At 47.3% G+C, this 23,967-nt stretch carries 20 protein-coding genes; 17 read left to right on the top strand and 3 right to left on the bottom strand.

Annotation, left to right across the window (positions count from 1 at the left end):
* Nucleotides 1–265 precede the first annotated feature (265 nt).
* The 4 genes from KTO58_RS17605 (at nt 266) to KTO58_RS17590 (ending at nt 7,430) form a co-directional block, all read left to right on the top strand.
* Nucleotides 266–1,303 carry a LacI family DNA-binding transcriptional regulator gene (locus KTO58_RS17605; protein WP_198315208.1) on the top strand — a complete coding sequence of 346 codons (1,038 nt, stop codon included), beginning with the start codon at nt 266–268 and terminating at the stop codon, nt 1,301–1,303.
* Between the two features lie 621 nt (nt 1,304–1,924).
* Nucleotides 1,925–5,230 (top strand): SusC/RagA family TonB-linked outer membrane protein, encoded by a 3,306-nt coding sequence (locus KTO58_RS17600; protein WP_095838109.1) that lies wholly within the window; start codon nt 1,925–1,927, stop codon nt 5,228–5,230.
* A gap of 30 nt (nt 5,231–5,260) precedes the next feature.
* Nucleotides 5,261–6,973, top strand: coding sequence for a SusD/RagB family nutrient-binding outer membrane lipoprotein (locus KTO58_RS17595; protein WP_095838110.1), 1,713 nt, complete (start codon nt 5,261–5,263; stop codon nt 6,971–6,973).
* A 298-nt stretch (nt 6,974–7,271) separates the two neighbouring features.
* Nucleotides 7,272–7,430: a hypothetical protein gene (locus KTO58_RS17590; RefSeq protein ID WP_157752879.1), complete on the top strand. Its 159-nt coding sequence runs from the start codon at nt 7,272–7,274 to the stop codon at nt 7,428–7,430.
* Between the two features lie 359 nt (nt 7,431–7,789).
* Here KTO58_RS17590 and mutS read toward each other — a convergent pair whose 3' ends face one another.
* Entirely contained in the window at nt 7,790–10,546 is a 2,757-nt protein-coding gene (gene mutS, locus KTO58_RS17585; RefSeq protein ID WP_225859808.1) for a DNA mismatch repair protein MutS, read from the bottom strand.
* A 17-nt stretch (nt 10,547–10,563) separates the two neighbouring features.
* Here mutS and KTO58_RS17580 point away from each other — a divergent pair, with 17 nt between their 5' ends.
* The 10 genes from KTO58_RS17580 to KTO58_RS17535 all read left to right on the top strand — a co-directional run bounded on the left by KTO58_RS17580 (nt 10,564) and on the right by KTO58_RS17535 (nt 17,252).
* Entirely contained in the window at nt 10,564–11,106 is a 543-nt protein-coding gene (locus KTO58_RS17580) for an RNA methyltransferase (RefSeq protein ID WP_307728738.1), read from the top strand.
* The gene (locus tag KTO58_RS17575; RefSeq protein ID WP_095838111.1) at nt 11,103–11,969 is read left to right on the top strand and encodes a UbiA-like polyprenyltransferase; all 867 of its coding nucleotides are present in this window, start codon (nt 11,103–11,105) and stop codon (nt 11,967–11,969) included. The genes KTO58_RS17580 and KTO58_RS17575 overlap by 4 nt, the downstream gene beginning before the upstream one ends.
* A gap of 47 nt (nt 11,970–12,016) precedes the next feature.
* Nucleotides 12,017–12,427 (top strand): Holliday junction resolvase RuvX, encoded by a 411-nt coding sequence (ruvX, locus tag KTO58_RS17570; RefSeq protein WP_095838112.1) that lies wholly within the window; start codon nt 12,017–12,019, stop codon nt 12,425–12,427.
* Nucleotides 12,428–12,488: 61 nt separating this feature from the next.
* Complete coding sequence (gene def / locus KTO58_RS17565) at nt 12,489–13,067, top strand: peptide deformylase (RefSeq protein WP_095838113.1); 579 nt, start codon at nt 12,489–12,491, stop codon at nt 13,065–13,067.
* Between the two features lie 123 nt (nt 13,068–13,190).
* The gene (locus KTO58_RS17560) at nt 13,191–13,694 is read left to right on the top strand and encodes an RNA polymerase sigma factor (protein WP_225859807.1); all 504 of its coding nucleotides are present in this window, start codon (nt 13,191–13,193) and stop codon (nt 13,692–13,694) included.
* Nucleotides 13,695–13,698: 4 nt separating this feature from the next.
* The gene (locus KTO58_RS17555) at nt 13,699–14,613 is read left to right on the top strand and encodes an anti-sigma factor (protein ID WP_095838115.1); all 915 of its coding nucleotides are present in this window, start codon (nt 13,699–13,701) and stop codon (nt 14,611–14,613) included.
* Between the two features lie 193 nt (nt 14,614–14,806).
* Nucleotides 14,807–15,358, top strand: coding sequence for an RNA polymerase sigma factor (locus KTO58_RS17550; protein WP_095838116.1), 552 nt, complete (start codon nt 14,807–14,809; stop codon nt 15,356–15,358).
* A gap of 11 nt (nt 15,359–15,369) precedes the next feature.
* Nucleotides 15,370–15,597, top strand: coding sequence for a hypothetical protein (locus tag KTO58_RS17545; protein ID WP_157752880.1), 228 nt, complete (start codon nt 15,370–15,372; stop codon nt 15,595–15,597).
* A 54-nt stretch (nt 15,598–15,651) separates the two neighbouring features.
* Nucleotides 15,652–16,206, top strand: a complete 555-nt coding sequence (locus tag KTO58_RS17540; RefSeq protein WP_095838118.1) for an anti-sigma factor — start codon at nt 15,652–15,654, stop codon at nt 16,204–16,206.
* Between the two features lie 107 nt (nt 16,207–16,313).
* Nucleotides 16,314–17,252: a hypothetical protein gene (locus tag KTO58_RS17535; protein ID WP_095838119.1), complete on the top strand. Its 939-nt coding sequence runs from the start codon at nt 16,314–16,316 to the stop codon at nt 17,250–17,252.
* Between the two features lie 20 nt (nt 17,253–17,272).
* On the opposite strand, the gene KTO58_RS17530 is transcribed toward KTO58_RS17535, so the two are convergent.
* On the bottom strand, nt 17,273–18,970 hold the full coding sequence (locus KTO58_RS17530; protein ID WP_095838120.1) for a T9SS type B sorting domain-containing protein: 1,698 nt from the start codon (nt 18,968–18,970) through the stop codon (nt 17,273–17,275).
* A 388-nt stretch (nt 18,971–19,358) separates the two neighbouring features.
* On the opposite strand from KTO58_RS17530, the gene KTO58_RS17525 reads away from it, so the two are divergent.
* Together KTO58_RS17525 and KTO58_RS17520 are read left to right on the top strand one after the other, a co-directional pair.
* Nucleotides 19,359–20,552: an ankyrin repeat domain-containing protein gene (locus tag KTO58_RS17525; RefSeq protein WP_095838121.1), complete on the top strand. Its 1,194-nt coding sequence runs from the start codon at nt 19,359–19,361 to the stop codon at nt 20,550–20,552.
* Nucleotides 20,553–20,569: 17 nt separating this feature from the next.
* Nucleotides 20,570–21,928 (top strand): ankyrin repeat domain-containing protein, encoded by a 1,359-nt coding sequence (locus KTO58_RS17520; protein WP_095838122.1) that lies wholly within the window; start codon nt 20,570–20,572, stop codon nt 21,926–21,928.
* Nucleotides 21,929–22,302: 374 nt separating this feature from the next.
* On the opposite strand, the gene KTO58_RS17515 is transcribed toward KTO58_RS17520, so the two are convergent.
* The gene (locus KTO58_RS17515) at nt 22,303–22,854 is read right to left on the bottom strand and encodes a dihydrofolate reductase family protein (RefSeq protein ID WP_095841519.1); all 552 of its coding nucleotides are present in this window, start codon (nt 22,852–22,854) and stop codon (nt 22,303–22,305) included.
* Nucleotides 22,855–22,964: 110 nt separating this feature from the next.
* Here KTO58_RS17515 and KTO58_RS17510 point away from each other — a divergent pair, with 110 nt between their 5' ends.
* Nucleotides 22,965–23,960: a phosphotransferase enzyme family protein gene (locus KTO58_RS17510; RefSeq protein ID WP_157752881.1), complete on the top strand. Its 996-nt coding sequence runs from the start codon at nt 22,965–22,967 to the stop codon at nt 23,958–23,960.
* Nucleotides 23,961–23,967: the final 7 nt, after the last annotated feature.

Raw genomic sequence — 23,967 nt, 5'->3', positions numbered from 1 at the left:
ATTTGGAAAATAGGATTTTTGTATCTTACACTTGGCTAAATCGATTAAGCATAGCATAGTTGCAATTGCCACCAAGACCAACAGCTACAGAACAACCAACTGATCTGGCTCCTTTACGTATTGATGGCTACTCGAATATACTGAAATATCTGACGAAATCAGCTCGCTCAGCCTGCATCCTACATCAGCGACATAACAGAACCTCATGCGGCTGCCGGTTGATTTCAAACACTCTATTAACATTGAAGTAAATAAGTTTTTTCTAATGAAAGGTATATCCATCAAAGATATTGCCCGTCAGGCAGGGGTATCACCAACCACTGTGTCATTTGTGCTCAACGGTAAAGCCAGAGAGAAAAGGATCAGCGAGCAGGTCAGCAAAAAAATACTGAAGATTGCCAGCAAGCTGAAATACAAACCTAATCAACTCGCCAGAGGCCTCCGTACCGGCAAGACCAAGACCATTGGCCTTATTGTCGAAGACATCGCCAACAACTTCTTCGCCAGTGTAGCAAAAGTAGTGGAGGAAGAAGCCGATAAATTCGGATACAAAGTACTGTATGGTAGCACAGAAGACAACGCGGAAAAAGCCAAAGGCCTGCTCGAAGTACTCAAATACAGGCAGGTAGACGGCTACATTATCACGCCGACCAAGAGTCTCGAAAAGGAGATCGCGTTACTGGGAATTGCGCGCAAACCTGTCGTGTTGATGGACCGCTACTACCCTAACATCAATTCTCACTACGTGGTAGTAGACAACTATGGTGGCGCCTTTACTGCTACCAAACACCTGCTCGCACAAGGGTACAAAAATATCGCTATTATTACGACTACGTCGGATCAGATCCAGATGCGCGAACGCCTGGATGGTTTTGTGGCTGCACTGAAAGAAGCGGAGGTACCCTATAACAAGAACATGGTCAAACGCCTGCCTTTCGAAATGGACAGGATCGGCTTTACGCGGGAGATCACTAAGTACCTGCAAACGACACCGGAACTGGATGCCGTATTTTTCGCCACCAACTACCTGGGTATCTGCGGGATCGAAAGCATCCGCTCGCTGGGCCTCACGATCGGTAAAGACCTGGGGATCGTGAGCTTTGATGATCATGACCTGTTCCGGTTGCTTAGTCCTTCCATCACCTGTGTTGCGCAGCCTATCGAAGAAATAGGGCGACAGATCGTGAACGTACTGATGAAAGAACTGAACCAGCCTTCTGCTGAACCACAACAGCTGGTACTCTCACCGGCACTGGAGATCAGACAATCTTCCGTAGGTAAGAAAGTCAGCGTCGAACAGTAATACGCGGATAAACACATTTTGTATAAAACGCCACCGGATCAGTTCCGGTGGCGTTTGCCATTTATACAGCGGGAACGTTCTCGAAAAGAGGACACTGCGGCCCCTATTTTTACTGGTGTTATTTTGCTATCCATATCCATCTTCGTGATCTCTATTGTGTGTTGATTTGTCGGTTGTATCGACCATTTACACTCCCTGCATGATGATCGCTGTCGCCGACTTTCCTGATGTTTTTTTAACATTTCCTTCCTGCCAGTTGCTGGGCTGTTACCGCGTTGTTAAACAATAATCAACAAAATGTTAAATCTTTTTTGCAGCTAGCATAATATTTTCTATGTTTGGCCCCGTTTTCAATGATGAATTAGCTTCCTGTTAGCAACAGTGTGTGTACGATACCTGTTAACAGGTTTTTTTAGTAAACGTTGCTAAAACGTTTTATAACTAGTGTTTTTCGAATTTGTTAGATCAATTATTATTTCACAGGCGGAGGGGACAGATCGCCTTATCAAACCGGATCTTATAATAATATGCTGCTTTAGCAAGTATACAGGACGCGGTACACCATGCCACGGTATGAACAATGATATAACAACCATCTATAACTAAAATCGACAGGTAGCCATGCGAACTTTACGAAGATCACTTCTTCTATTCACGCTCCTATACTTTTGCTGCTGTATCACTGCGCTTGCTCAAAACAAAACAGTTGTTGCAGGTATTGTAAAAGATGAAAAAGGTACACCGTTACCGGGCGTAACCGTTAAAGAGAAAGGCACCGCCAACGGCGCCATGACCACAGCAGAAGGTACTTACAAGGTATCTGTAGCACCTAACGCCACTTTAGTACTATCCTTTGTAGGATATGTAATGCAGGAAATTCCGGTAAACGGTCAAAGCACCGTTAACGTCACACTGCTGGAAGACAAAAAGAATCTCAATGAAGTTGTTGTGACTGCATTGGGTATTAAACGCGAACAGCGTAAACTGGGATATGCTGTTACTGAGCTGAAAGGTGCGGAAGTGGCAAAGACCAACTCTATCAACCCCGTAGCGGCCCTCCAGGGCAAAGTAGCGGGTGTGGATATCTCCGGTGCTGCTGGTGGCCCGCAGGCAGCCAACAGGATCGTACTGCGTGGCGCCAAATCCCTCAATGGTAAGGACCAGCCTATCTTCGTAATAGACGGGGTCATATTTGAGAACGAAGTAAGTGCTGCCGATGTGAACTTCGGTAACGTACTTAAAAACTTCAACCCGGACGACTTTGAATCTGTAACTGTACTGAAAGGCGCTGCTGCTACCGCTTTGTATGGCTCCCGTGCCATCAATGGGGCGATACTCATCACCACCAAAAAAGGAACTACCCGTAAAGGGCTAGGTGTAAACCTCAGCCAGACCGTACAGTTCGAACATGCCTACCGTCAGCCTATCGCTTTGCAGAACAGCTACGGCGCTGGTCGTTTCGGTACTTTCAAACCTAATACCACTAACGAACTGGATTGGGTAGGTGGTCTTAGCTTCGGTCCTAAAATGGATGGTAAAATGGTGAAACTCCCTAATGGAGAAGAAGTAGCCTACTCTCCCAAATCCAGCAATGCACTGGATGGATACCAGCTGGGTAAATACTTCAACACCAACGTATCCATGGAAGGTGGTAATGACAAAGCAACTTTCCGCTTTTCTTATTCCCGCCTGGATAACAACAGTGTATCGCCTGACAATAAATTCAGCCGTAACTCCTTTGCGTTGAAATCTACTGCGCAAATATCCAAGGTGTTCAGCCTGGACGGTGGTGTTAACTATGCTACCAGTATTGCGCGTAATCCTAACCGTCAGGGTGGTGACTATACTAACCTGAACATTGGCCGTAAATGGATATATGTATTCCCACGTAACTATGATCCCGACTACTGGGAGAAACGATACCTCACACCTGCCAATGCCCGTGCGGACCTCGCGCAGAACCCAGGTGCTGACTACTGGTTTGCGCTGAAGAACTATACCTGGGAACGTGACGAACGTCTTCTTTCTGCCAATCTCGCACTGACTGCTACCACTACTGACTGGTTAAAGTTTATTGTGAAAGGCAACTTCAGTAACGAACAGAATACTGACAGGAGAAAAGAAGTAGGTACGCTTGCTAACTTCTCCGGTCCTGATGGTCTTTTCGCCCTTCAGACGGTTAACCGCTCGCAGCATACCTTCACGGGTATGGCTATGCTCACGCCTAAACTGGGTGGTGAATTTGAAGGTAGCCTGAACCTGGGTGTGGAAACCTGGAACAGCGGTATTGGTACTCAAATGGAGAACCGTACACAGGGCGGCTTGCGCATCCCTAAGATGTTCGCTATCAGCAATAGCGTGAACAACCCGGTATCCAAAGAGACGCCCCTGCTGCGCAAACGCATCAACTCGGCTTTCTTTGCTGCCAGTCTGGCTTATAAGAACGCGTTCTTCCTGGATATCACCGGCCGTAACGACTGGTCTTCTGCTTTGACCTATAAGAACGGTACGGGTACTAACTCTTACTTCTATCCATCCTTCAGTGGTGCCTGGGAATTTACCCAGTCCCTGAAGAACAGCATACCTTCTTTTATCAGCTATGGTAAACTGAGAGCATCTTATGCGATGGTAGGTGGCGACACTGATCCGTTCGAGATCAATCCCGGTTACCTCACGGAAGGATTCTGGAACAGCTCTTCTACCGGTCAAGGATTGCCGCAGATCAACATGTTCAACCAGAACACGCTGCCTAACCTGCACCTCAAACCTTCTATTTCCAGGAGCTTTGAAGTAGGTGCGGATATCCGTTTCTTCAACAACCGTATCGGTATTGATGTGGCCTGGTACAAATCCAACATTACCAACCAGATCATCAAGCTGCCTACCTCTATGGAAACTGGGGTGAAAGAGCGTTATATCAACGCTGGTAGTATGCAGAACACTGGTATTGAGGTTGCGATCAACGCTTCTGCCATACAGCATAAGAACTTTACCTGGGACATTACCCTGAATGGTAGCCGTAACAGGAACAAGATCAAATCCCTGGCGCCGGGCGTCAACCAGATCGAACTGAATAACGACCAGGATGTACGGGTGCTCGCTGCTGTGGGACAGGCATATGGTGTGATCGTAACGGACTATGGCTTCACGCCTTACCAGGCTAAAGATGCCAGCGGTAATCCTGTTGCTCACCCGAACAATGGTAAGCCTGTTATCTCTGCTACCGGTTCTGAGCTGCCGTACAAGTACAACCGTGGCTACCAGGTAGTCGGTAACATTACACCTGATTTCAACCTGGGTCTCAGCAATAACTTCACTTATAAGAACTGGTCACTGGGCTTCCTGGTACAGGCCCGTATTGGTGGTGATATCTTCTCTGCTTCTCACCAGTTCGGTACTGGCCGTGGTACTGTTGAAAGCACGATGCATGGCCGTGATGCTGCTAACGGCGGTATTACTTATACTGATGCGAACGGCAAGACCCGCGACGACGGTATGATTCCCGATGGTGTGTTCCAGGATGGTTATAAGATCAGCAAAAATGGTCAGGAGATCAACCTGGGCGGTATGACTTATCGTGAAGCCTATGATAAAGGATATGTGACACCTATGACACCTTATGGCTACTACGGTATGCAGGGCGACTGGGGTATCGGTATCCGTTCCACTTCTGTTTTCGATGCTTCTTATGTAGCACTGCGGGAAGTATCCCTGGGATATACGCTTCCTTCCAACGTGACCCAGCGCTGGAAAATGAACAGCCTGCGTGTAATGCTGGTAGGCCGTAACCTCGGATATCTCTACAACAACCTGCCTGATCGCCTGAATCCGGAAAGTATCCGTAACAACAGTACTTCCGCATTCTCCGAATACGGTGCTGTACCGTTTGTTCGTAACATGGCATTCACCGTACAGGTAGGATTCTAAATATGCAGTCGAACATTTAAACTTGACCACATGAAACTTATAAATAAATTCGGAATAGGAACACTGGCACTGGCATTTACGCTAAGCGCCTGTACAAAAGACTTCGAAGAACTGAATACACGCCCGGATGTAAGTGATAACGTACCGCCGGAGCTGCTTATCACTTCTGCTGTCAAATCAGTGGTGGACCGTGACTTCGAGTGGTTTTACGACAACTATCAATACCTGATGCGCTGGACACAGTTTGCTACTGCTACGCCTACGGCCAGCACCGGCGGCCTGTTCAGCCCTACGAATACCAATAGTTTTTATAAGGCACTTTACGGCGATGGTGAAAAAGCGATCGGCCGTAACCTCTCCGAGATCCAGCGACTTGTGGCTGCCATGCCTGAAGCGCAGCGGACCCGCTATCAGCATGTTGTATCTATCGCTACTGTGATCAAAGTATATGCGGCATGGCGAGTAGCGGATGCTAACGGTAGCATTGTATACACGGAGGGTTGGAAAGCAAAGGATGGCCTATTTACGCCCAAATATGACAACCAGGCCGCTTTGTTCGCCACCTGGGATAAAGAGCTGAAAGATGCTATTGGTCTGCTTGCCCAGGATCTGCCTAACCAGGCTACTTACGGCGGCGGCGATATTTTCTACAGCGGTAACCGTGGTAAATGGGCGAAAGCAGCTAACGTATTACGTCTTAAGATAGCGATGCGCCTGTTGAAACGTGATCAGGAAAAAGTGCGGGCAATCGCGCAGGAAGTGATCGCCAGTCCAGCTGGTTTGTTCACTGCCGTTGAAGAGGAGTGGAAATTTATCGCAGCGGAAAACTCGTTTGCCAATGATGGTAACTGGAATGTGGATGGCAGTCCGATGGTTGCTGCCAAAAATATGATCGATTTCATGTATGATAATGGTGATCCACGTATCCGCTTGTTCTTCCAGAAAAATCAATATACACAGAAAACGATCGATAGCTTGAAGAAGCTGGGTATATTACCGGCCAGCACGGTATACAATCCTCGTCAGTACGTAGGGTTGCCTGCCAGTCCGGATGCCCGCCAGGTAGCTGCTAACGCCCCGCTGTATGCTACCAAGGAATACAAAGTGAAAGTAGACGGCAAAGACCTGACTGTTCGTTTCGATACCCTTTCTCCGCTGCAGAAAAGGTTGTTTGACCTGAGTAAGGACAACATCAGTGGTGGACAGTATACGCAGCCTATCCTGACTTATGCTGAATTGTGCTTTATGATGTCGGAGTTGTCTGTTCGCGGTATCATTGCACAGGATGCACAAGGATGGTTCAACAAAGGGGTGACTGCTTCTGTCAAGTCTTATGATAGAATGGCTGCTATTGCGAAGGTAAAAGACTACGAGGCGGTAAACGACCAGGAGATCCAGGCGTACCTGGCGAAACCTGTAAATCAGCTGAGTGGTTCTACTGACAATATGCTGGAGAAAATAGGTGTACAGGAGCTGATCAACCTGTTCAAGATGCCACATGAGGCATGGGGTACGTACAAACGTACGGGTTATCCTAAAGAAGGTGGTCAGGTGCTTGCTTTTGAGCCATTCTATACTAATGGAATCAAAGTGAATGTGCCCCGCCGCTGGTCACTGCCGCTGCCGAATATCGAGAACCGTCCTAACTTTGAAGCTGCTGTAAAGGAAATGCAGCAGACCGGTGAATATGGAAGTGGTATCGAGGATATTAACAATGGCCGTGTATGGTGGGATAAGAGATAATATCAGATTTTATATCTACCGACGACCCGGGGTTGGCCAACTGGCCAGCCCCGGTTTTTTTCCACACCCCTGCAAAACCCGCGGTCTTAATATGCCACTGCTTTAAAAGCGGGAAGGATGGCCAGCTGGTTACAAGTCAGGAGACCTGCCTCTTTTGTATTGAACAACGCTTCGTGGATTGAGGAGATGTTCATATGGATGTTACATGGTTCGTTTTCCCTTTGTGCTTCCCTCTGTACGTGTATAGTAACCCGTTGAAAAATAGCATGTCACCTTATTGTATTTAAAGAGCAATCTAATGTTAGCGACAATCATTTATCAACCTGTTTATCTGTTGCAGGAATGTAAAGAGCGCTGCCACACTATTTGTGTCACCTTACCCAAGGTGTATGTCGTCGATGAGCAACTGACTACGGGGTATAAGTCCCTGGATAAGTATGTGCTCGACGAAAAATAGTGTAAACATATTGTGTGATATCAAGGGGCTGACCAATAAACTGGTCAGCCCTTTTTTTGTGTGGTTCCTTATACGAATGCTATACGAATGATACAGGAGAGCTATAGGATACTTATACAACGCTTATACAACGCTTATACAACGCTTATACCTTGCTTATACAAACAGTTTGCAATGGGTTGGTAATCAATAAGATGATGAATGTGTAAAGATGCAACTTGCTGGCTGGCAGGTATTTGTGGAGGATAGATGTGCAGATTATCCAACTTGTGTTTAGTCATTTGTGCAGATAGTACCAGGAAAAATAAAAAGGCGGACCGGCAATGGTCCGCCTTTTTGTATAATGAGTTAGATAAAGGTTATTTCAACAGTTCTTTGATCTCGTTCAGTTTCAGCAATGCTTCTACTGGTGTCAGGCGGTTGATATCGGTTGCTGTGAGCATTTCCCGTATTTGCTGGAAGGTATCGCTGTGGGCATCGAAGATATTCAGTTGCATGCGGGCAGGTGTATTTGCCACCTTTTTGATGTTTTGTTGTAAGGGGGCGTCAATATGTTTTTCTTCCAGGTGGGAGAGGACTTCATTGGCACGTTCCAGCAGTTGTGGCGGCATACCGGCCATCTTGGCGACATGTATACCGAAGCTATGGCGGCTGCCTCCTGGCGCCAGCTTACGGAGGAAGATTACTTTATTGCCTGATTCCTTGTTAGTAATATGATAGTTTTTTACCCGTGCATGTTTGTTTTCCAGCTCATTCAACTCATGATAGTGGGTAGCAAATAAGGTTTTGGGTTGATGGGTGGTCATGTCGTGGAGGTATTCCACGATGCTCCAGGCGATGGAGATACCGTCGTAGGTACTGGTACCTCTTCCGATTTCATCCAGTATTACGAGGCTGCGCGGTGTAATGCTGTTGATGATGCTGGCTGTTTCATTCATTTCTACCATGAAGGTGGATTCTCCGCCGCTCAGGTTATCGGAAGCGCCTACGCGGGTGAATATTTTGTCGGTGAGACCGATTACGGCGGCGTTGGCAGGTACGAAGCTACCCATATGTGCCATCAGGGTGATCAGAGCTGTTTGCCGCAGTAATGCTGACTTACCGCTCATGTTAGGGCCTGTGAGGATAATGATCTGTTGTTGTTCTTTATCCAGCAGGATATCGTTGGCGACATAGGATTCGCCGGCGGGCAGTCCCCGTTCAATCACGGGGTGGCGACCTTCTTTGATATCCAGGTCAAATCCTTCTGTCAGTTGTGGCCGGCGGTATTTGTATTGTACGGCATTGTGTGCAAAACATAACAGGCAGTCTATGCGGGCCAGTACCTGGGCATTTTGCTGTATGGGTTGTATATATGCCTGTAGTCCTTGTAGCAGGTTGTCGAACAGTTGTACTTCCAGTGCCAGTATTTTTTCTTCTGCCCCCATGATCTTCTCTTCGTACTCTTTCAGTTCGGGGGTGATATATCGTTCGGCGTTGGCTAGTGTCTGTTTACGTATCCAGGTATCGGGTACTTTGTTTTTGTGAGCGTTGGTTACTTCCAGGTAGTATCCGAATACATTGTTGAAGGCTACTTTCAGGGAGGGGATGCCTGTTTTTTCGGACTCTTCCTGTTGTACGCGTAGCAGGTGATCTTTGCTGGTGCTGGAGATATTCCGGAGGTCGTCGAGCACTTCGTGGATACCTTCCCGGATCACATTACCTTTATTTACCAGCACTGGTGGATTTTCCATTACTTCGTTCATGATACGGTCCTGAATGGCTACACAGGGGTCGAGTTTTGCTGTGAGTTGTTGCAGGTATGGGTTGTCGGTATCTTTCAGCAGTTGTTGGATGTGTCCGGCTTCTTGGAGGGCACGGGCCAGTTGCATTACTTCTCTTGGGTTGATCTTTTTCAGTGGTATTTTGGATACTAGCCGTTCGAGGTCGCCCATTTGTTTCAGGTGATGGCGCAATGCTTTGGAGAGGTCTGTCTCGCGGATGAAATATTCTACTGCATCCAGTCGCTCATTGATCTGGGCGATATCCCGCAATGGGAATACGAGCCAGCGTTTCAGGAGGCGTGCGCCCATGGGGCTTACTGTATTATCCAGTACGTTGAGTAAGGTATAGCCATTTTCTACGCTGCTGTTCAGTAGTTCCAGGTTACGGACGGTAAACCGGTCCATCCAGAGGAAGTCGTCCTGGTCTACCCGTTGTATGCCGGTGATATGTTGTAGGTGGGGATGTTCTGTTTCGCGCAGGTAATGCAGGGTAGTACCGGCGGCTATGATGGCAGCTGACAGACCTTCTATGCCGAATCCTTTGAGGGAATGGGTTTCAAAATGTTTGAGCAGCACTTCGTTGGCATAAGTGGTGGTAAACACCCATTCTTCCAGTGCATACGTATAAAATTTGGTACCGAATACCTGGCGGAAGTGTTTCTGTTGTGGTTTGGCGTATACTACTTCGGCAGGTTTGAAGCTCTGCAGGAGTTTGTCGGCATATTCTTCGTTGCCTTGTGCTGCGAAGAACTCGCCGGTAGAAATATCCAGGAAGGCCAGGCCTACTATTTCTCCATCAAAATGTACGGCTGCCAGGAAGTTGTTACTGGCATTTTCCAGAAGTTTATCATTGATAGCGACCCCCGGGGTTACCATTTCTGTCACGCCTCGTTTTACGATACCTTTTACTGATTTGGGATCTTCCAGCTGGTCGCATACGGCGACGCGGTAGCCTGCCTTGACGAGTTTATGCAGGTAGGTATCCAGCGCATGATGTGGAAAACCTGCCAGGTCTACATAGGAGGCGCTGCCATTGGCACGTTTGGTCAGTACGATACCTAACACCTTGGCGGTGATAACGGCATCTTCGTTAAAGGTTTCATAAAAGTCGCCCACACGGAATAACAGCACGGCATCGGGATATTTGTCTTTGATGGCCTTGTGCTGTAGCATGAGCGGGGTTTCTTCTGATTTGCTTTTAGCCATGCGCAAATATATATTCCAGTAGCCAATTTCCAAGCCGCTTTTAACCCACATTGGTGTTGTTGCCGGCTGGGAGGCAGGAGTGGGGCGGGTTACAGCCGGCATGGCGGGGAGCGTGCCGGTAGTAGGTGGTAACTTCGTAATTGGCACGTATCTTTGTAATGTTTATGCGTAAATTAAATATGGACGAACTGGGCCGCAAAACGGTTACCCAGTTCAAAGAGGCAGATAAAACGCCGTTGCTGCTTGTACTCGACAATATCCGGAGCATGCACAACGTGGGTTCCGTGTTTCGTACGGCAGATGCTTTCCTATTGCAAGGAATTGCTCTTTGCGGATACACGCCTATTCCGCCACACCGTGATATCCACAAGACAGCGTTGGGTGCTACGGAGACTGTTGAATGGCAGTATTTCCCTACTACGGTAGACGCTGTGAACAGCCTGAAGGAGGCCGGGTACTATGTTGTGGCTATTGAGCAGGCGGCTCAAAGTCATATGCTGGACCAGTACCAGCCGCCGGTTGGTCAGCCGCTGGCGCTTGTATTTGGCAATGAGGTATCGGGGGTAGACGCCGAAGTGATGAAGTTGGTGGACGGTTGTATCGAGATACCACAGCTGGGTATGAAACATTCGCTGAATATCTCGGTAAGCACTGGTATTGTAGTATGGGATATATTTGTAAAACTTAAAAATAGCCGGCCGCAATGATTGCCACTGTTAATAAATATCTTTCCTTAGTGAAGTTTGCGCATACCATTTTTGCGATGCCTTTCGCCCTGATTGGTTTCTTTATGGCTACTATCAAGGCGGATCAACCGTTCCGGTGGATGGTGCTGTTGTTGGTGGTGCTTTGTATGGTGTTTGCCCGCAGTGCTGCCATGGGATTTAACCGCTGGTTGGATGCGGAGATCGACAAGCGCAACCCGCGTACTGCTTCCCGGGAGATTCCTGCCGGTATTATCTCTGCCCGTAATGCGCTACTGTTTGTTATTGGCAATGCGCTGCTGTTTATCGTCACCACCTGGTTCATCAACCCGCTTTGTTTTGCGCTTTCACCTGTGGCATTACTGGTTGTATTGGGGTATAGCTATACCAAACGTTTTACTGCTTTGTGCCACCTTGTACTCGGTCTTGGTCTTTCCCTGGCGCCGATAGGCGCTTACCTGGCTGTTACCGGCGAGTTCGCCCTGCTTCCGATCCTGATCTCTATACTGGTTATCTGTTGGGTATCTGGTTTCGATATTATCTATGCTTTGCAGGATGAAGATTTTGACCGTTCCCAGCAGCTCAATTCTATTCCTACCTGGTTGGGAAAGGCTGGTGGGTTACGTTTCTCGGAGTTCCTGCATTTGATATCTGCGGCGATGGTCATCAGTGCTGGCGTATATGGGCAGTTCCACTGGCTTTACTGGATAGGGGCCGGTGTCTTCATTGCTATGCTTCTTTCTCAACATTTGTTGGTGAAGCCAAACGATCTCAGCCGCGTCAACCTGGCTTTTATGACCACCAATGGTATTGCCAGTGTTGTTTTTGCTGTATTTGCTATTGCGGATATGCTGATTTTCCATTAGGGTCACCTGTTTAATAACATTAAATATCACCACAATACTACTTGCATATGGCCCGTGTACTGGCAATTGATTATGGGAAAAAGAGAACCGGACTGGCGGTTACTGATCCGATGCAGCTGATTGCTTCCGGACTTACTACTGTGCTTACACACGAGCTGATCCCTTACCTGAAAAAATACCTGGCGCAGGAATCGGTAGAGCTCATCATCATTGGGGAGCCTAAAGGACTGGACGGTAATGCTACGGATGCTACTGCTATGGCAAATGAGTGTGTACGTATTTTGCAGAAGCATTTTCCGGATATACCGACCCGTCGGATGGACGAGCGGTTCACGTCCAAGATGGCGTTTCGTACGATGATCGACAGTGGATTGAGTAAAAAGGACCGGCAAAATAAGGCGCTGGTAGATGAGATCAGTGCGACGATCCTGCTGCAGGAATACTTGCAGTATAAATAGGAGGTCTTCCCATTCCCGTCAAAATCCGTACTTTTGAAGAATTTGAAAATATATTGATAGAATGATTTTACCAATTGTAGCTTACGGACATCCTGTGTTGAGAAAAGTTTGTGAAGATATTACTCCTGCGTATCCCAACTTGCAGACGTTGATTGATAATATGTGGGAGACCATGTATGCATCGAGCGGAGTGGGATTGGCAGCGCCGCAAATAAACAAACCTATACGTCTGTTTGTTGTAGATAGTGAGCAGATCATCAATAGTCTGGAGGAAGACGAAAGAGCGGAGTATGAGGGTGATAATGGCATTAAGCAGGTGTTCATTAACGCTCATATTGTGGAGACGGATGGAGACGACTGGCCGTATAATGAAGGTTGCCTTAGTATCCCCAAAATAAGAGAGGACGTATATCGTCCTGAAACTGTAACAGTACGCTATGTTGACGAAAATTTCGAGCCCCATGAACGTACCTTTAGCGGCATTACTGCCAGGGTTATTTTCCATGAATATGATCACATAGACGGTAAGCTATTCATCGACCATCTGAAGCCTCTGAAGCGGCGTATGATTAAAGGCAAGCTGGAGGACATTACCAAAGGGAAGATCAAGGTCGATTATAAGATGGTTTTCCATAAATAATAAAATAGGGCAAAATTTTGTAATGTTATATTAACTTGCTATTTTGCTATCTACAACCAATATCCATTATCTGTCTTGGGATCCGCACTCACATATACAGAAGTTGAGCTAGTCCGAGGTTTGATGGCCCGGGACGAAAAGGTCTTCAGCTACTTATATGATCATTATTCTCCGGCTCTGTATGGTGTAGCCCTTAAAGTACTCAACGACGAAACCGTCGCTGGTGATGTCTTGCAGGAGATATTTCTGAAGATATGGCGCAGTATAGACCGTTATGACCCGGAAAAGGGACGTCTTTTCACCTGGATGCTTAACATTGCCCGTAATACGGCGATAGATACCTTGCGTTCGAAAGCTCATAAACTTGGGCAGAAGGTGCAGGAGTTGGGAAGTGGCAGTCCATTGTTTGAGCAGCAACTAACGGTGCATCAATCTGTTGACCACCTGGGATTATCCAAAGTGGTAGAAAAATTGAGCAAAGAACAACGTGTTATTATCGACCTGGCTTATTATAAGGGATGTACACAAGAGGAGATAGCCAAGGTGCTCGATATCCCGCTTGGTACGGTAAAGACCAGAATGCGTAATGCTATCATTCAATTACGGAATATCTTAAAACAGTTTTAAGCTGGTGGATATACAACGCTACATATCTTCCGGGGTCATAGAAAACTATGTCACGGGTCTTCTTTCTGCAGATGACATGCAGGAATTAGAGCGGCTTATGCTGCGATATCCTGAGATCCGTGCTGCGGTAGGACAATGCCAGGAAGATATGGAAGCGCTTGTACATCTCAATGCTGTAATTCCTCCTCCGGAGCTCAAAAAGCGAATTATTCCGGGTATACTGGAGCAACATGCCGTCAGTAACGGTCAGACGAACCATGCGCCTAAGGGCCCCCCAATAACAACAACAACTGTTAAACGTAGCACTAGCACCTCTGCGACCCCTGTCCCCAACAACCTCGAAAACCATAAAAATCATAGTCATGTTGTACCCCTCTCATCAAACAAGATCTGGCGATATGCTGCTGTTGCTGCCCTTGTACTTCTTGCCTGCAGCCTTTACTTCAACTTCATCTATTTCGGCCGGTATAGTACCGTGAAGGGAAGGGTGGCTATATTGTCGGACCGGGAGAACAAGCTAACCAAAAATAACGAGGTTTATCAGACGAAGATGCAGGATATGGAGAAGGAGCTGGATCTGATGAAGGACCCTGGTTTCAAATGGATCAAAATGTCTGGTGTATCGGGTCATGCTGGCAGTGTTGCTACTATTTGCTGGAATCCGCAGACCCAGGTGCTTTACATTCTGCCACAGGTACTGCCTAGGTTGGCTTCCGATCAGCAATATCAGCTTTGGGCTATTGTTAATGATCAGGCGGTAGACGCTGGTGTGTTTTCTCCTGAACATGAAAGTGGTACTATGTTGCGTATGAAGAACATTGCCCGGGCACAGGCTTTTGCCGTTACGCTGGAGAAAAAGGGCGGCAATAGGACCCCTTCTATGGAGCAACTGTTCGTAACCGGTAAAGTAACACAGTAGTATTCCATGACAACACTAGACTGATAGTTTTTTTATTTACAATTGTTACTTTTTTTTCCTAACTTCCAGTCATCTGTACGGTTACCATTAACAAAGACCCCGTTCGATTGTAATTACTATCCATCGTCTAAGTGTGTGCTAGACAACTGATTAACTACACCCATTGTACTAAACATATAACTATCTTATTGATTTGGAATCCGCATTTACATATTCGGAGCCGGAATTGGTACAAGGTCTGAAAGCCAGAGACCAGAAGGTATTTGGTTATCTTTATGACCATTACTCCCCGGCGCTATACGGCGTAATATTGAAAGTCCTCAATGAAGAAAATATTGCTGGTGATGCTCTGCAGGAGGTATTCCTGAAGATATGGAGGAACATTGACCGGTATGACAATGAGAAGGGGCGTCTTTTCACGTGGATGTTGAATATTGCGCGTAATACAGCTATTGATATCCTGCGTTCAAAGTCTTTCAAGCTGGATCAAAAAATCCAAGACATAGGTAATGACGTACATTTATATACTGGTCACCTGGCCGTATACCAATCTGTTGACCACCTGGGTCTTTCCAAAGTACTGGAAAAATTGAACAAGGAGCAACGTGCCATCATCGATCTGGCTTATTACAAGGGCTGTACACAAGAAGAAATAGCGAAAGTACTTGAGATCCCTCTGGGGACGGTAAAGACCCGCATGCGCAATGCCATTATGCATTTGCGGACTATATTAAAGGGATTCTAAACAAAAACTGAGTGAACGACGAACGTTTTATATCATCCGGTATCATAGAGATGTATATCACTGGCATGGCCTCTAAGGAAGACGCCCGCGAGCTCGAAGTAGCCATGTCATTATCCCCAGCCCTTACCGCCGAAGTAGAAGCCTGCCGACTGGATATTGAAAGATATATACAGCTAAGTGCCATCCATCCGCCTATCAGAATTAAGAATAACTTGCTGCAGCGTGTGTCCGTCTCCTGACAGCACCTTAAAACCATATTTCCTAACCGTTAATAATCACAACAACTATCCACCATGACAACAGCATCTGCTCCTCCCAATCCCTGGAAGTGGGTCGCCATAGCGGCATTTGTGCTGCTACTAGCCAGCCTTGCCATCAACTATGTCTACTTCGGTAAATACAATAGTTACAAGGAAAAGTATGACATACTATATGCCCAGCACCAGAACCTGGCGACAGAGAAACAACTCTATCGTACAAGGGCTGAACAACTGGAGCAATCCGTATACGCTATGTCAGACCCCGCTACTAAAACAATACACCTGCCTGGTACGGCTCCTCATCCGGATGCTACCGCTACGGTATATTGGAATACCAGCTCTTCCGAAGTATACCTCCATGTTAATAAATTACCGTTGCCTGCTGCAGACAAACAATATCAACTGTGGGCAATCGTAGATGGCAAACCAGTTGACGTCGGCGTATTCGATATCAGCAGTGACAGAGCACTTGTCCTGAAGATGAGAGCTGCGACCAACGTTCAGATGTTCGCCGTAACACTTGAGAAAAAAGGTGGTGCACCTGCACCAACATTGGATCAGATGTACGTAGCCGGAAAAGTCGACTAATCGCTGACGACACCGGTTTACTATAAAAATCAACGGGCTTGCGGTGTTACAACCGCAGGCCTGTCCTTTTTCTCCTACATCTATCTAAAAATCCATAATTTGCGCATATGCAGAAATTATGGAAAAGCATTGGCCTATGCACCTGCCTGGGCCTCCTACAACTACAACTGATTGCACAGGACACCGCTATTTACAAAGGAATGACTGTTAACCTGGATGAAGTAACTGTTAATGCAAAACGCATTGGCTTCGATATCAACAGTTTCATCAAAAGAGTGGAAGATGATACCACTTTCTACCGTGCCTTTAAAAATCTGCGTCTCCTGGGGTTTACTGCTGACAATGATATCCGTATATTCGACCGTGGCGGTAAAGTACAGGCATCTCTTAAAAGCCGTACCCAGCAAACCATGGAGGGGTACTGTCGTACCATGAAAGTGCTCGACGAGCAGACCACGGGCAACTTCTACACTGCCAAAGGCAACTATAACTTTTATACTGCTGAACTATACGCCAATCTCTTCTTTACAAAAGGTACTGTTTGTACGGACGCCTATGGCAACTCTGCGGAGAAGTCAGGCGGCAGCATGGAAAAGCATAAAACCCAACTTAAGCAGCTGATCTTCAATCCTGGTAAACCTGTACGCGGTGTGCCCATCGTTGGGCATAAGGTAGCCATCTTCGACCGGGATGTGATGCGTTTCTATGACTTTTCCATCACTTCCGAAGAATACCTTGGTACGGCTTGTTATGTATTTTCTGCCAAAACAAAAAAGGATTTGAACCGCATTGACCGTGCAGATGTCGTTATCAACGAGCTGATCACCTATTTCAACAAGGAAAACTTCGAGATAGTAGGGCGTAAATATGCGCTGTCTTACAAGACATTATTGTTCGACTTTGATGTGAAGATGAATGTACAAATGACCAAACACGGTGGTCTGCTCATCCCCTCGCTGGTGACTTACAGCGGTACCTGGGATGTGGCTTTCAAGAAACGGGAAACTGCCGCTTTTATCGCTAAATTCCATGACTTTGCCCGGTAGACATCCGGCGTACTCCGATATTAATATACTACGGTGACGGTACCGGTCTTATGTACTTGCTGACGGGTATCCGCGCTTTTATAATCCAGTATCCAGACATAGGTGCCTATGTCGATAGGGTTGCCGTTTTTATAGCCTGTCCAGGCGAGCTGCGGATCGGTGGTAAAAAACACCCGCTCTCCCCACCGGTTATAGACACTTAACTGGTATTCTGCCAGCAGACATCGGTATACCGGCCGGAACAGATCATTTTTGCCATCATTGTTCGGACTGAATGCCGTTGGTAAATACAGCTGGCATTCGCAATCCTTATATTGTACTGTTACTGAGTCTACGGCACGGCCACAGGTATTATTGGCTACCAATGCATAGATACCAGGTTGTGTAACCGTGTATACCGGTACGTTAGTACTATCCTGCCATTTAAAGTTGCCACCGGCACCTGCGGGGTATAGTCTTAATATTTCCTGTTTACACAATACGGTATCGGGGCCTAGGTTGACCCGCAAGGTATCGTCGTAACGTACCATGATCGTATCTGAGGAGATACAACGGCCTATCTGCGCCCGCACGTAGTAAATGCCCTGCTGCCGTACGTAAAACGTGGCCTGTTCTGAACCATCCTGCCACAGATAGCTGCCTTGCCCGTAATCGGCTGTCAGCACTAGGAATTCCCCTTTACAGATGGTGGTATCATTACCCAGGTTGATATTACGCAACGCATTGAACCGGACGCCGATGGTATCCAATACTTCACACGTATTATCGATCTGTACAAATACCCATACATCGGCGGGGTTACGGACCGTTACGCTGGGCGCTCTTGATCCGGTACTCCAGGTGTAGCGGGTAGCGCCAGGTACATTGGGGGAGAGTGTTACTGATTCACCGGGGCATAGTAGGGTATCCGGTCCTAGGCTGAAAGGTGGATAGGGGCCGCCGGCGATATTGATTGTCACGGCATCCGTATAGGTACCGCAACCCGCGGCATTTACCTGCACCTCGTAATATCCGCTTTTGGTTACGACAATGGTAGAGGTAGTTTCGCCTGTATTCCATTGATAGGTGCTGTTTTGCGAAGTAGCATCCAGCCGTATGCTTTCTCCCAGGCACAATGTATGGTCATCTCCCAGGTCCAGCTTGGGAATAGGTGTAAAGAAGGCATTCACGGAGTCGGGAACCAGGCATCCATTGATCTTCACTTTATAAGTAGTAGTGGTATCTACGACAATGCTGGGACCTGTAGAACTGTCCTGCCACAGGTAGGTAGCACCCGGCACTACCGGGGCATTCAATACGGCCGTTTGTCCTTCACAGAGTATCATATCCTGTGGTCCGAAATCGTGTGGTACGGGCGCTACGATGGTAATATCCTGCGTTGTTACGTCCTGTACGCCATTGCGATTGACGGTCAACGTGACTGTGTAAGTACCGGTGGCGGTATAAGTATGTTCAGGACGGATGTTGGCAGAAGTATTCGCATTTCCGGAGGAAGGGTCTCCAAAATTCCACTGCACGGTCGTAATGCCATTGGTATTATCGATCAGGAAGGTCACTTTATCATTTACACAGGTATTGGAATAACGGAAGGGGGTGAGCCTGAAAAGAGCTGTATTATGTGCAGACGGTAATACAGACCTCGACGAGGCGGGGATGCAGTGAACGATGAGCAGGATCAGCAGACCCGTAAAAAGTACTCTAGTTGACAGGCTTCTCATGAAAGAATGATGTGGTATGGACGAGCGCTAAATTAAGCGAATTATGTAATATATATATAATATTTTTTATGGGAAGAGGGGGGGAATCTGCTTTCTGTTAACTTCCAGTTAGCAAATGGCTGCATTTCAGTTTTTATTTTCGCAAAGAGAGAAGTTAACAGTTAGTGCGCTAACTGCAAGCGGCCTGGCGGCCGCTTTTTTTGTGTTTGTGTCCTACCGGCAAGGGACAATATTATTTGTTAATACGGATAATTCCTGTAAACTTGTGAGGAGCAAGCAGTCATGTACGCCATATCAATATTGACACCTGCCTGCCATCATTCCTGTAATTACTGATCTTTCTGTACAGATCGGATAGCAATATTGTCAACGAAACAACTTAACTGGTATGACTACACAAAGTCCATTGGTAGAAGCCATCAGCAAACGCGATTTCGAGCAGGCCCATTCACTGTTGACCGCCGGCGAACGTCTTCCTGACGAGTTGCAGGAGCATCACCTGTATCAATTATACGACCAGATACTGAATGCCAAAGCTTACGCTGTATTTGATCAGCTGATCGGCAACGGCAGCATTGTGACTGACGTGTATGAGTATGAAAAGTTCGATAAGAGCATCTTCAAGAGTCTGCTGAACAATGTGCGTTATCAGCAGGCGGAGCCGGCATTCCTGGAATACCTGGCTACAGTACTGCCTAAATTTGAGCATATTAATGATGAAGTCAGCGGACAGACACTGTTGAGTTACGCGCTTGAGATCGGGGTAGACCCGGCGGTGATCCGTGTATTGATAGCTGCTGGAGTCCGGACGGACTTCCGGAATACTGCTGAAGAGCACCTGCTCTCGCAGGTGGTCAACAACAATGCCCTGCGGCCTGAAAAGCGGATGCCTTATCTTGATATCCTGCTCGACGCGGGGGTAGCTATCAACGAGCCGAATATCGTCGGAAAAACGGCTTTACACATCGCCGTAGAGCGTAACAATAAGGACATGGTGACCTGGCTGCTTGAAAAAGGTGCCCATCCCAATGAAGGTGATAAAAAAGGACAGACCCCTTTTTATTACGCGCTGGTACATCTGCTTGATCCGCAGATGTATGAACTGCTGGCGGCTCATGAGCAGGCGGACTTCTCCCTGGTTAACAGCGATGGCGAAAGCCCCTTCCTGGGTTATCTGCGGATGCTTAATTATGTGAGTCCCCGGGAGATCGGCCTGTTAAAAAGGCTACTTGACGATGGGGCCGATCTGCAACAGACCGCTCCTTATTATTCCAAAAGTAAATCTGCCCTTCAGTGGATTGCAGAAAAACCGGCAGATATTTTGAAGGCTGTATTGGAGAAAGACGCGTTCGACATAAACGGGCGGGACGAGGAAGGCAATACTATTCTTCACTTGGTATCGCGGATCGATTCCAACTACGAACAGAACGTTGCCAAGGAAACTTACAAAAAGGTCAAGCTGTTGCTGGAAGCCGGTGCGGACGCCACTATCACCAACGACAAGGACGAGACGCCAATGATGCTGGCCGCCCAAGACAATCTGAAAACAAAGACTGTCGAATTGTTATTATCTGTGAAATAATAAACTGGTAGAAACAAATGTCATTATCATTCATTGTAGCATGTGAAGGAGGCAAACGTAAGATAGCAGAACTGCTGCTGGCCAACAACGAAGTCGATGTAGCTTACACCGATGAAAAAGGCCGTACCGCGTTGCATTATGCCGCCCATCGTGGTTATTTAGACCTCGTAAAGTTACTGGTAGAAAAAGGTGCTGTGATCGACTATGAAGATCACCAGGGGGAGACCCCGCTATTCTTTGCCGGGCTACAAAAACAGAAACAAACGGCGCTGTACCTCCTGGAACAAGGCGCTCGTATCGATGTTAACGACCTGAATGGCAACAACCTGCTGCATCTGTCTGCCCTCAATGGACAGATAGAGCTGGTCGAAGCATTGTTGTCGAGAGGTGCTGCCATAGACCAGGAGAACAACCATGCAGAAACGCCCCTGCTTATTGCTGCCGCCCATCGTAATACTGCGATCGCCACGCTTTTGCTGGGCCATGGCGCCAACATAGCAGCGACCGACAAGCAGGGCAATACCCCGCTGATATTTGCGATCCGCTCCGAAAATGTACCCATGGTCACCCTGTTGCTCGAACAGGGCGCTCAGGCTAACCATACCAATCATGCCGGCGAAAGTCCGTTGCTGATCGCCTGTTATGATGCGAACCGAGCACTGATCAAACTGCTGATCGACAAAGGTGCCGATATCTTCATCACCTCACGGGAAGGGCTGTCTCCCATCTGGTATGCTACTGCCAACAACCAGAAGGAGATCGTGGAGCTATTTCTGTCTATGGGGCTGGACGTGAACTACAGCAAGCCCAAATCGGGTGCGGATGAGTCGATGAATGCCTATCTCGATTGGGTGGAATCTACGAACAGCCTGGCAATGGATCGTTCTTTCAACCTGAACAGCAATTACCAGTATGGTGGGGAGAGCATACTGCATGTAGCTGTTAAAAGCGGGCATCTCAGCATGGCCAAACTGCTGATAGAGAAAGGGGCTCAGGTTAACATACAGGACGAATCGGGGAATAGCCCGTTGCACTATGCTGCTGCCAATGGAAAGAAGGATACCGTCAAATACCTGCTGGAACAGGGTGCAGATACGACCATCGTCAATGTAAAGGAGCAGAAAGCGATCGATTATTCCAACATAAAAGGCTTTAATGAGATCACGGCATTGATCCTGCAATTCAGCAAGCCAGGTGAAAAAGCGCCGCAACCGGTGACCGCCACGACCACTATAGCTAATGCACCTGCTGCCAATGAAGGCATGTCTATGGCGGATAAGAAAAAAGCGCTGTTGGATCTGAAAGAGTTGCTGGACGCAGGTATCTTGTCGCAGGGAGAATTTGATACCGAGAAAGCAAAGATCCTGGCTATATGAACTTGGTGGAGGCGAATAAGAGGGTATGCGCGCAGGTAAGCGCGCGCTTATTTAGTGTGCTGATACAGAAAAAGGAGTGATCATAACGGACAGTAATACAATACGAACAATAAAAGCCTCGTCTCAGACGGGGCTTTTATTGTTAAAGGCAGTTGTTCTTATCGGGGCATTCGTAACTTCTTATGGCCCCTAAATACTATTGTCGTCACTGTTAACACCTGTAATTAGCTACATATGTTTACCTGGATTGGTGGCGTGATGGGTATTATAATATCCTTACCAATACCTGTGTATGTCTGCCACCTTACAGAGGGCCGCATTAGGCGGGGACTGATTTGTCTGATCCATTCATAATGAGTGGATCAGACCGCTAATTATTTTCTGACGTAGGTCATCATTGCTACACCTGCCGGGGAGGTCTTTACGTTTGCCAGTTCCAGTCCTACCCGCTCTTTGATGCCGCTGAACAAGGGCTTACCTGCTCCCAGTAATACCGGATGTACCGCCAGCCGGAATATATCTACCAGCCCCAATTTCATAAACGTATGAATGAGTTTTCCGCCGCCATATAACCAGATATCCTTACCTGGTTGTTGCCGGATTTCCTGCACGTGACGCGCGATATCTGATGAGATAAAGGTCGCCTGGCCTTCGTCACTCTTCCTGGTGGAGGAAAATACGTACTTCTTTTGCTGATGGATGATCGCGTATGCCTCACGAATAGTCTTACTCATGGTTTCATCCGGTTGCCAGTTGCCCCACATATCATAGCTTACCCTGCCGTAGAAGATGGTATCGATCCCGTTCAGGAAGTGGATGAAGTCATTCCCTTCTCCTTCTTCCATGATGCACCAGTCTATTTCTCCATTAGGTCCTTCTATAAACCCATCTAATGTGACAGCGAGGTCCAGTATGATCTTTTTCATATCCCTATATTTTTTATGTTTCTTATCGTGATTGCGGTCGTCTGTTGAAGGGGAGTTAACCAGTGGCAAAGATAAAACAGCTGCATGAATTGATTGTGTATCTTCGGGGTATGAACACTGTTTTCCCTGCTACCTATTCTACGCTTTGCCCCGTAGCATTGTCTTCGCTGATCGCCCAAAAATACCAACTGGAAGAGGTACACTGTAAATTTCTGGTCAGAGGGGTGGGGGATACTTACCTGATAGGATCGGCGCAGGGTCAGTTTGTCTTGCGGGTATACCGGTCTTCTCATCGCAGCCAGGCTCAGATAGCAGCTGAAGTAGCGTTATTGCGGGCCTTGCAGCAGGCCGGGGTATCTGTGTCGTATCCGATACAGGACGCTACGGGTACGGCTATCCTGTCGCTGGCGGCAGCAGAGGGAGAGCGACATGCCGTACTGTTCAGCTATGCGCCGGGACAGGTGGTGCGGGTATTACATGACAATCAACTCCGTGCATTAGGACATGAAATGGCGCGTTTTCACAATGTATCAGCGGATCTCCGGCTGACGGAAGAAAGATGGACCTTTGACCTGGAGACGACTGTTTTTGGCCCACTGGAACAATTGGCGTCCCGTTTTACAGCAGACCCGGAAGGATATGCCTGGTTGCAGGAAACAGCCGGCAGGATAAAAGATAAACTATCACAACTGCCGACTTCGCATTTTTCAACAGGCTATTGCCATTTTGACTTCCTACCCAAGAATTTTCATTTCGAAAATGACCAGGTTACTTTTTTCGATTTTGACTTTATGGGTTACGGCTGGCTGGTCAACGACATCATGACTTTCTGGCAACACCTGGTGTTGGATGTCTATACCGGTAGAATGACCCGTGAGGCTGCTGATGAGGCGTATCGTGTGTTTCTGGATGCATATCGTGAATACCGGGACGTCAGCGAATCCGAACTATCGGCTGTGCCTTACCTGGCATTGGGATTCTGGCTCTTTTACATGGGATTTCATACGACACATGATCAGTTTTATGCTTTTAGCCAGCCGGCACAGGTAAAGGCCTATACGGGCATTTTAAGGCATATTGTGGCGACGTATTGGACTAATCAATAAGAGGAAT

This window comes from Chitinophaga pendula (genome assembly GCF_020386615.1).
Classification (GTDB): domain Bacteria; phylum Bacteroidota; class Bacteroidia; order Chitinophagales; family Chitinophagaceae; genus Chitinophaga; species Chitinophaga pendula.
This window is presented reverse-complemented; position numbering and strand designations above follow the sequence as displayed.

Excerpts from the sequence above, each read along its gene's own strand:
- KTO58_RS17605 (WP_198315208.1), top strand. The coding sequence starts at position 266 with ATGAAAGGTATATCCATCAAAGATATTGCCCGTCAGGCAGGGGTATCA.
- KTO58_RS17600 (WP_095838109.1), top strand. The coding sequence starts at position 1,925 with ATGCGAACTTTACGAAGATCACTTCTTCTATTCACGCTCCTATACTTT.
- KTO58_RS17595 (WP_095838110.1), top strand. The coding sequence starts at position 5,261 with ATGAAACTTATAAATAAATTCGGAATAGGAACACTGGCACTGGCATTT.
- KTO58_RS17590 (WP_157752879.1), top strand. The coding sequence starts at position 7,272 with ATGTTAGCGACAATCATTTATCAACCTGTTTATCTGTTGCAGGAATGT.
- KTO58_RS17580 (WP_307728738.1), top strand. The coding sequence starts at position 10,564 with ATGCGTAAATTAAATATGGACGAACTGGGCCGCAAAACGGTTACCCAG.
- KTO58_RS17575 (WP_095838111.1), top strand. The coding sequence starts at position 11,103 with ATGATTGCCACTGTTAATAAATATCTTTCCTTAGTGAAGTTTGCGCAT.
- ruvX (WP_095838112.1), top strand. The coding sequence starts at position 12,017 with ATGGCCCGTGTACTGGCAATTGATTATGGGAAAAAGAGAACCGGACTG.
- def (WP_095838113.1), top strand. The coding sequence starts at position 12,489 with ATGATTTTACCAATTGTAGCTTACGGACATCCTGTGTTGAGAAAAGTT.
- KTO58_RS17560 (WP_225859807.1), top strand. The coding sequence starts at position 13,191 with ATGGCCCGGGACGAAAAGGTCTTCAGCTACTTATATGATCATTATTCT.
- KTO58_RS17540 (WP_095838118.1), top strand. The coding sequence starts at position 15,652 with ATGACAACAGCATCTGCTCCTCCCAATCCCTGGAAGTGGGTCGCCATA.
- KTO58_RS17535 (WP_095838119.1), top strand. The coding sequence starts at position 16,314 with ATGCAGAAATTATGGAAAAGCATTGGCCTATGCACCTGCCTGGGCCTC.
- KTO58_RS17530 (WP_095838120.1), bottom strand. The coding sequence starts at position 18,970 with ATGAGAAGCCTGTCAACTAGAGTACTTTTTACGGGTCTGCTGATCCTG.
- KTO58_RS17525 (WP_095838121.1), top strand. The coding sequence starts at position 19,359 with ATGACTACACAAAGTCCATTGGTAGAAGCCATCAGCAAACGCGATTTC.
- KTO58_RS17520 (WP_095838122.1), top strand. The coding sequence starts at position 20,570 with ATGTCATTATCATTCATTGTAGCATGTGAAGGAGGCAAACGTAAGATA.
- KTO58_RS17515 (WP_095841519.1), bottom strand. The coding sequence starts at position 22,854 with ATGAAAAAGATCATACTGGACCTCGCTGTCACATTAGATGGGTTTATA.
- KTO58_RS17510 (WP_157752881.1), top strand. The coding sequence starts at position 22,965 with ATGAACACTGTTTTCCCTGCTACCTATTCTACGCTTTGCCCCGTAGCA.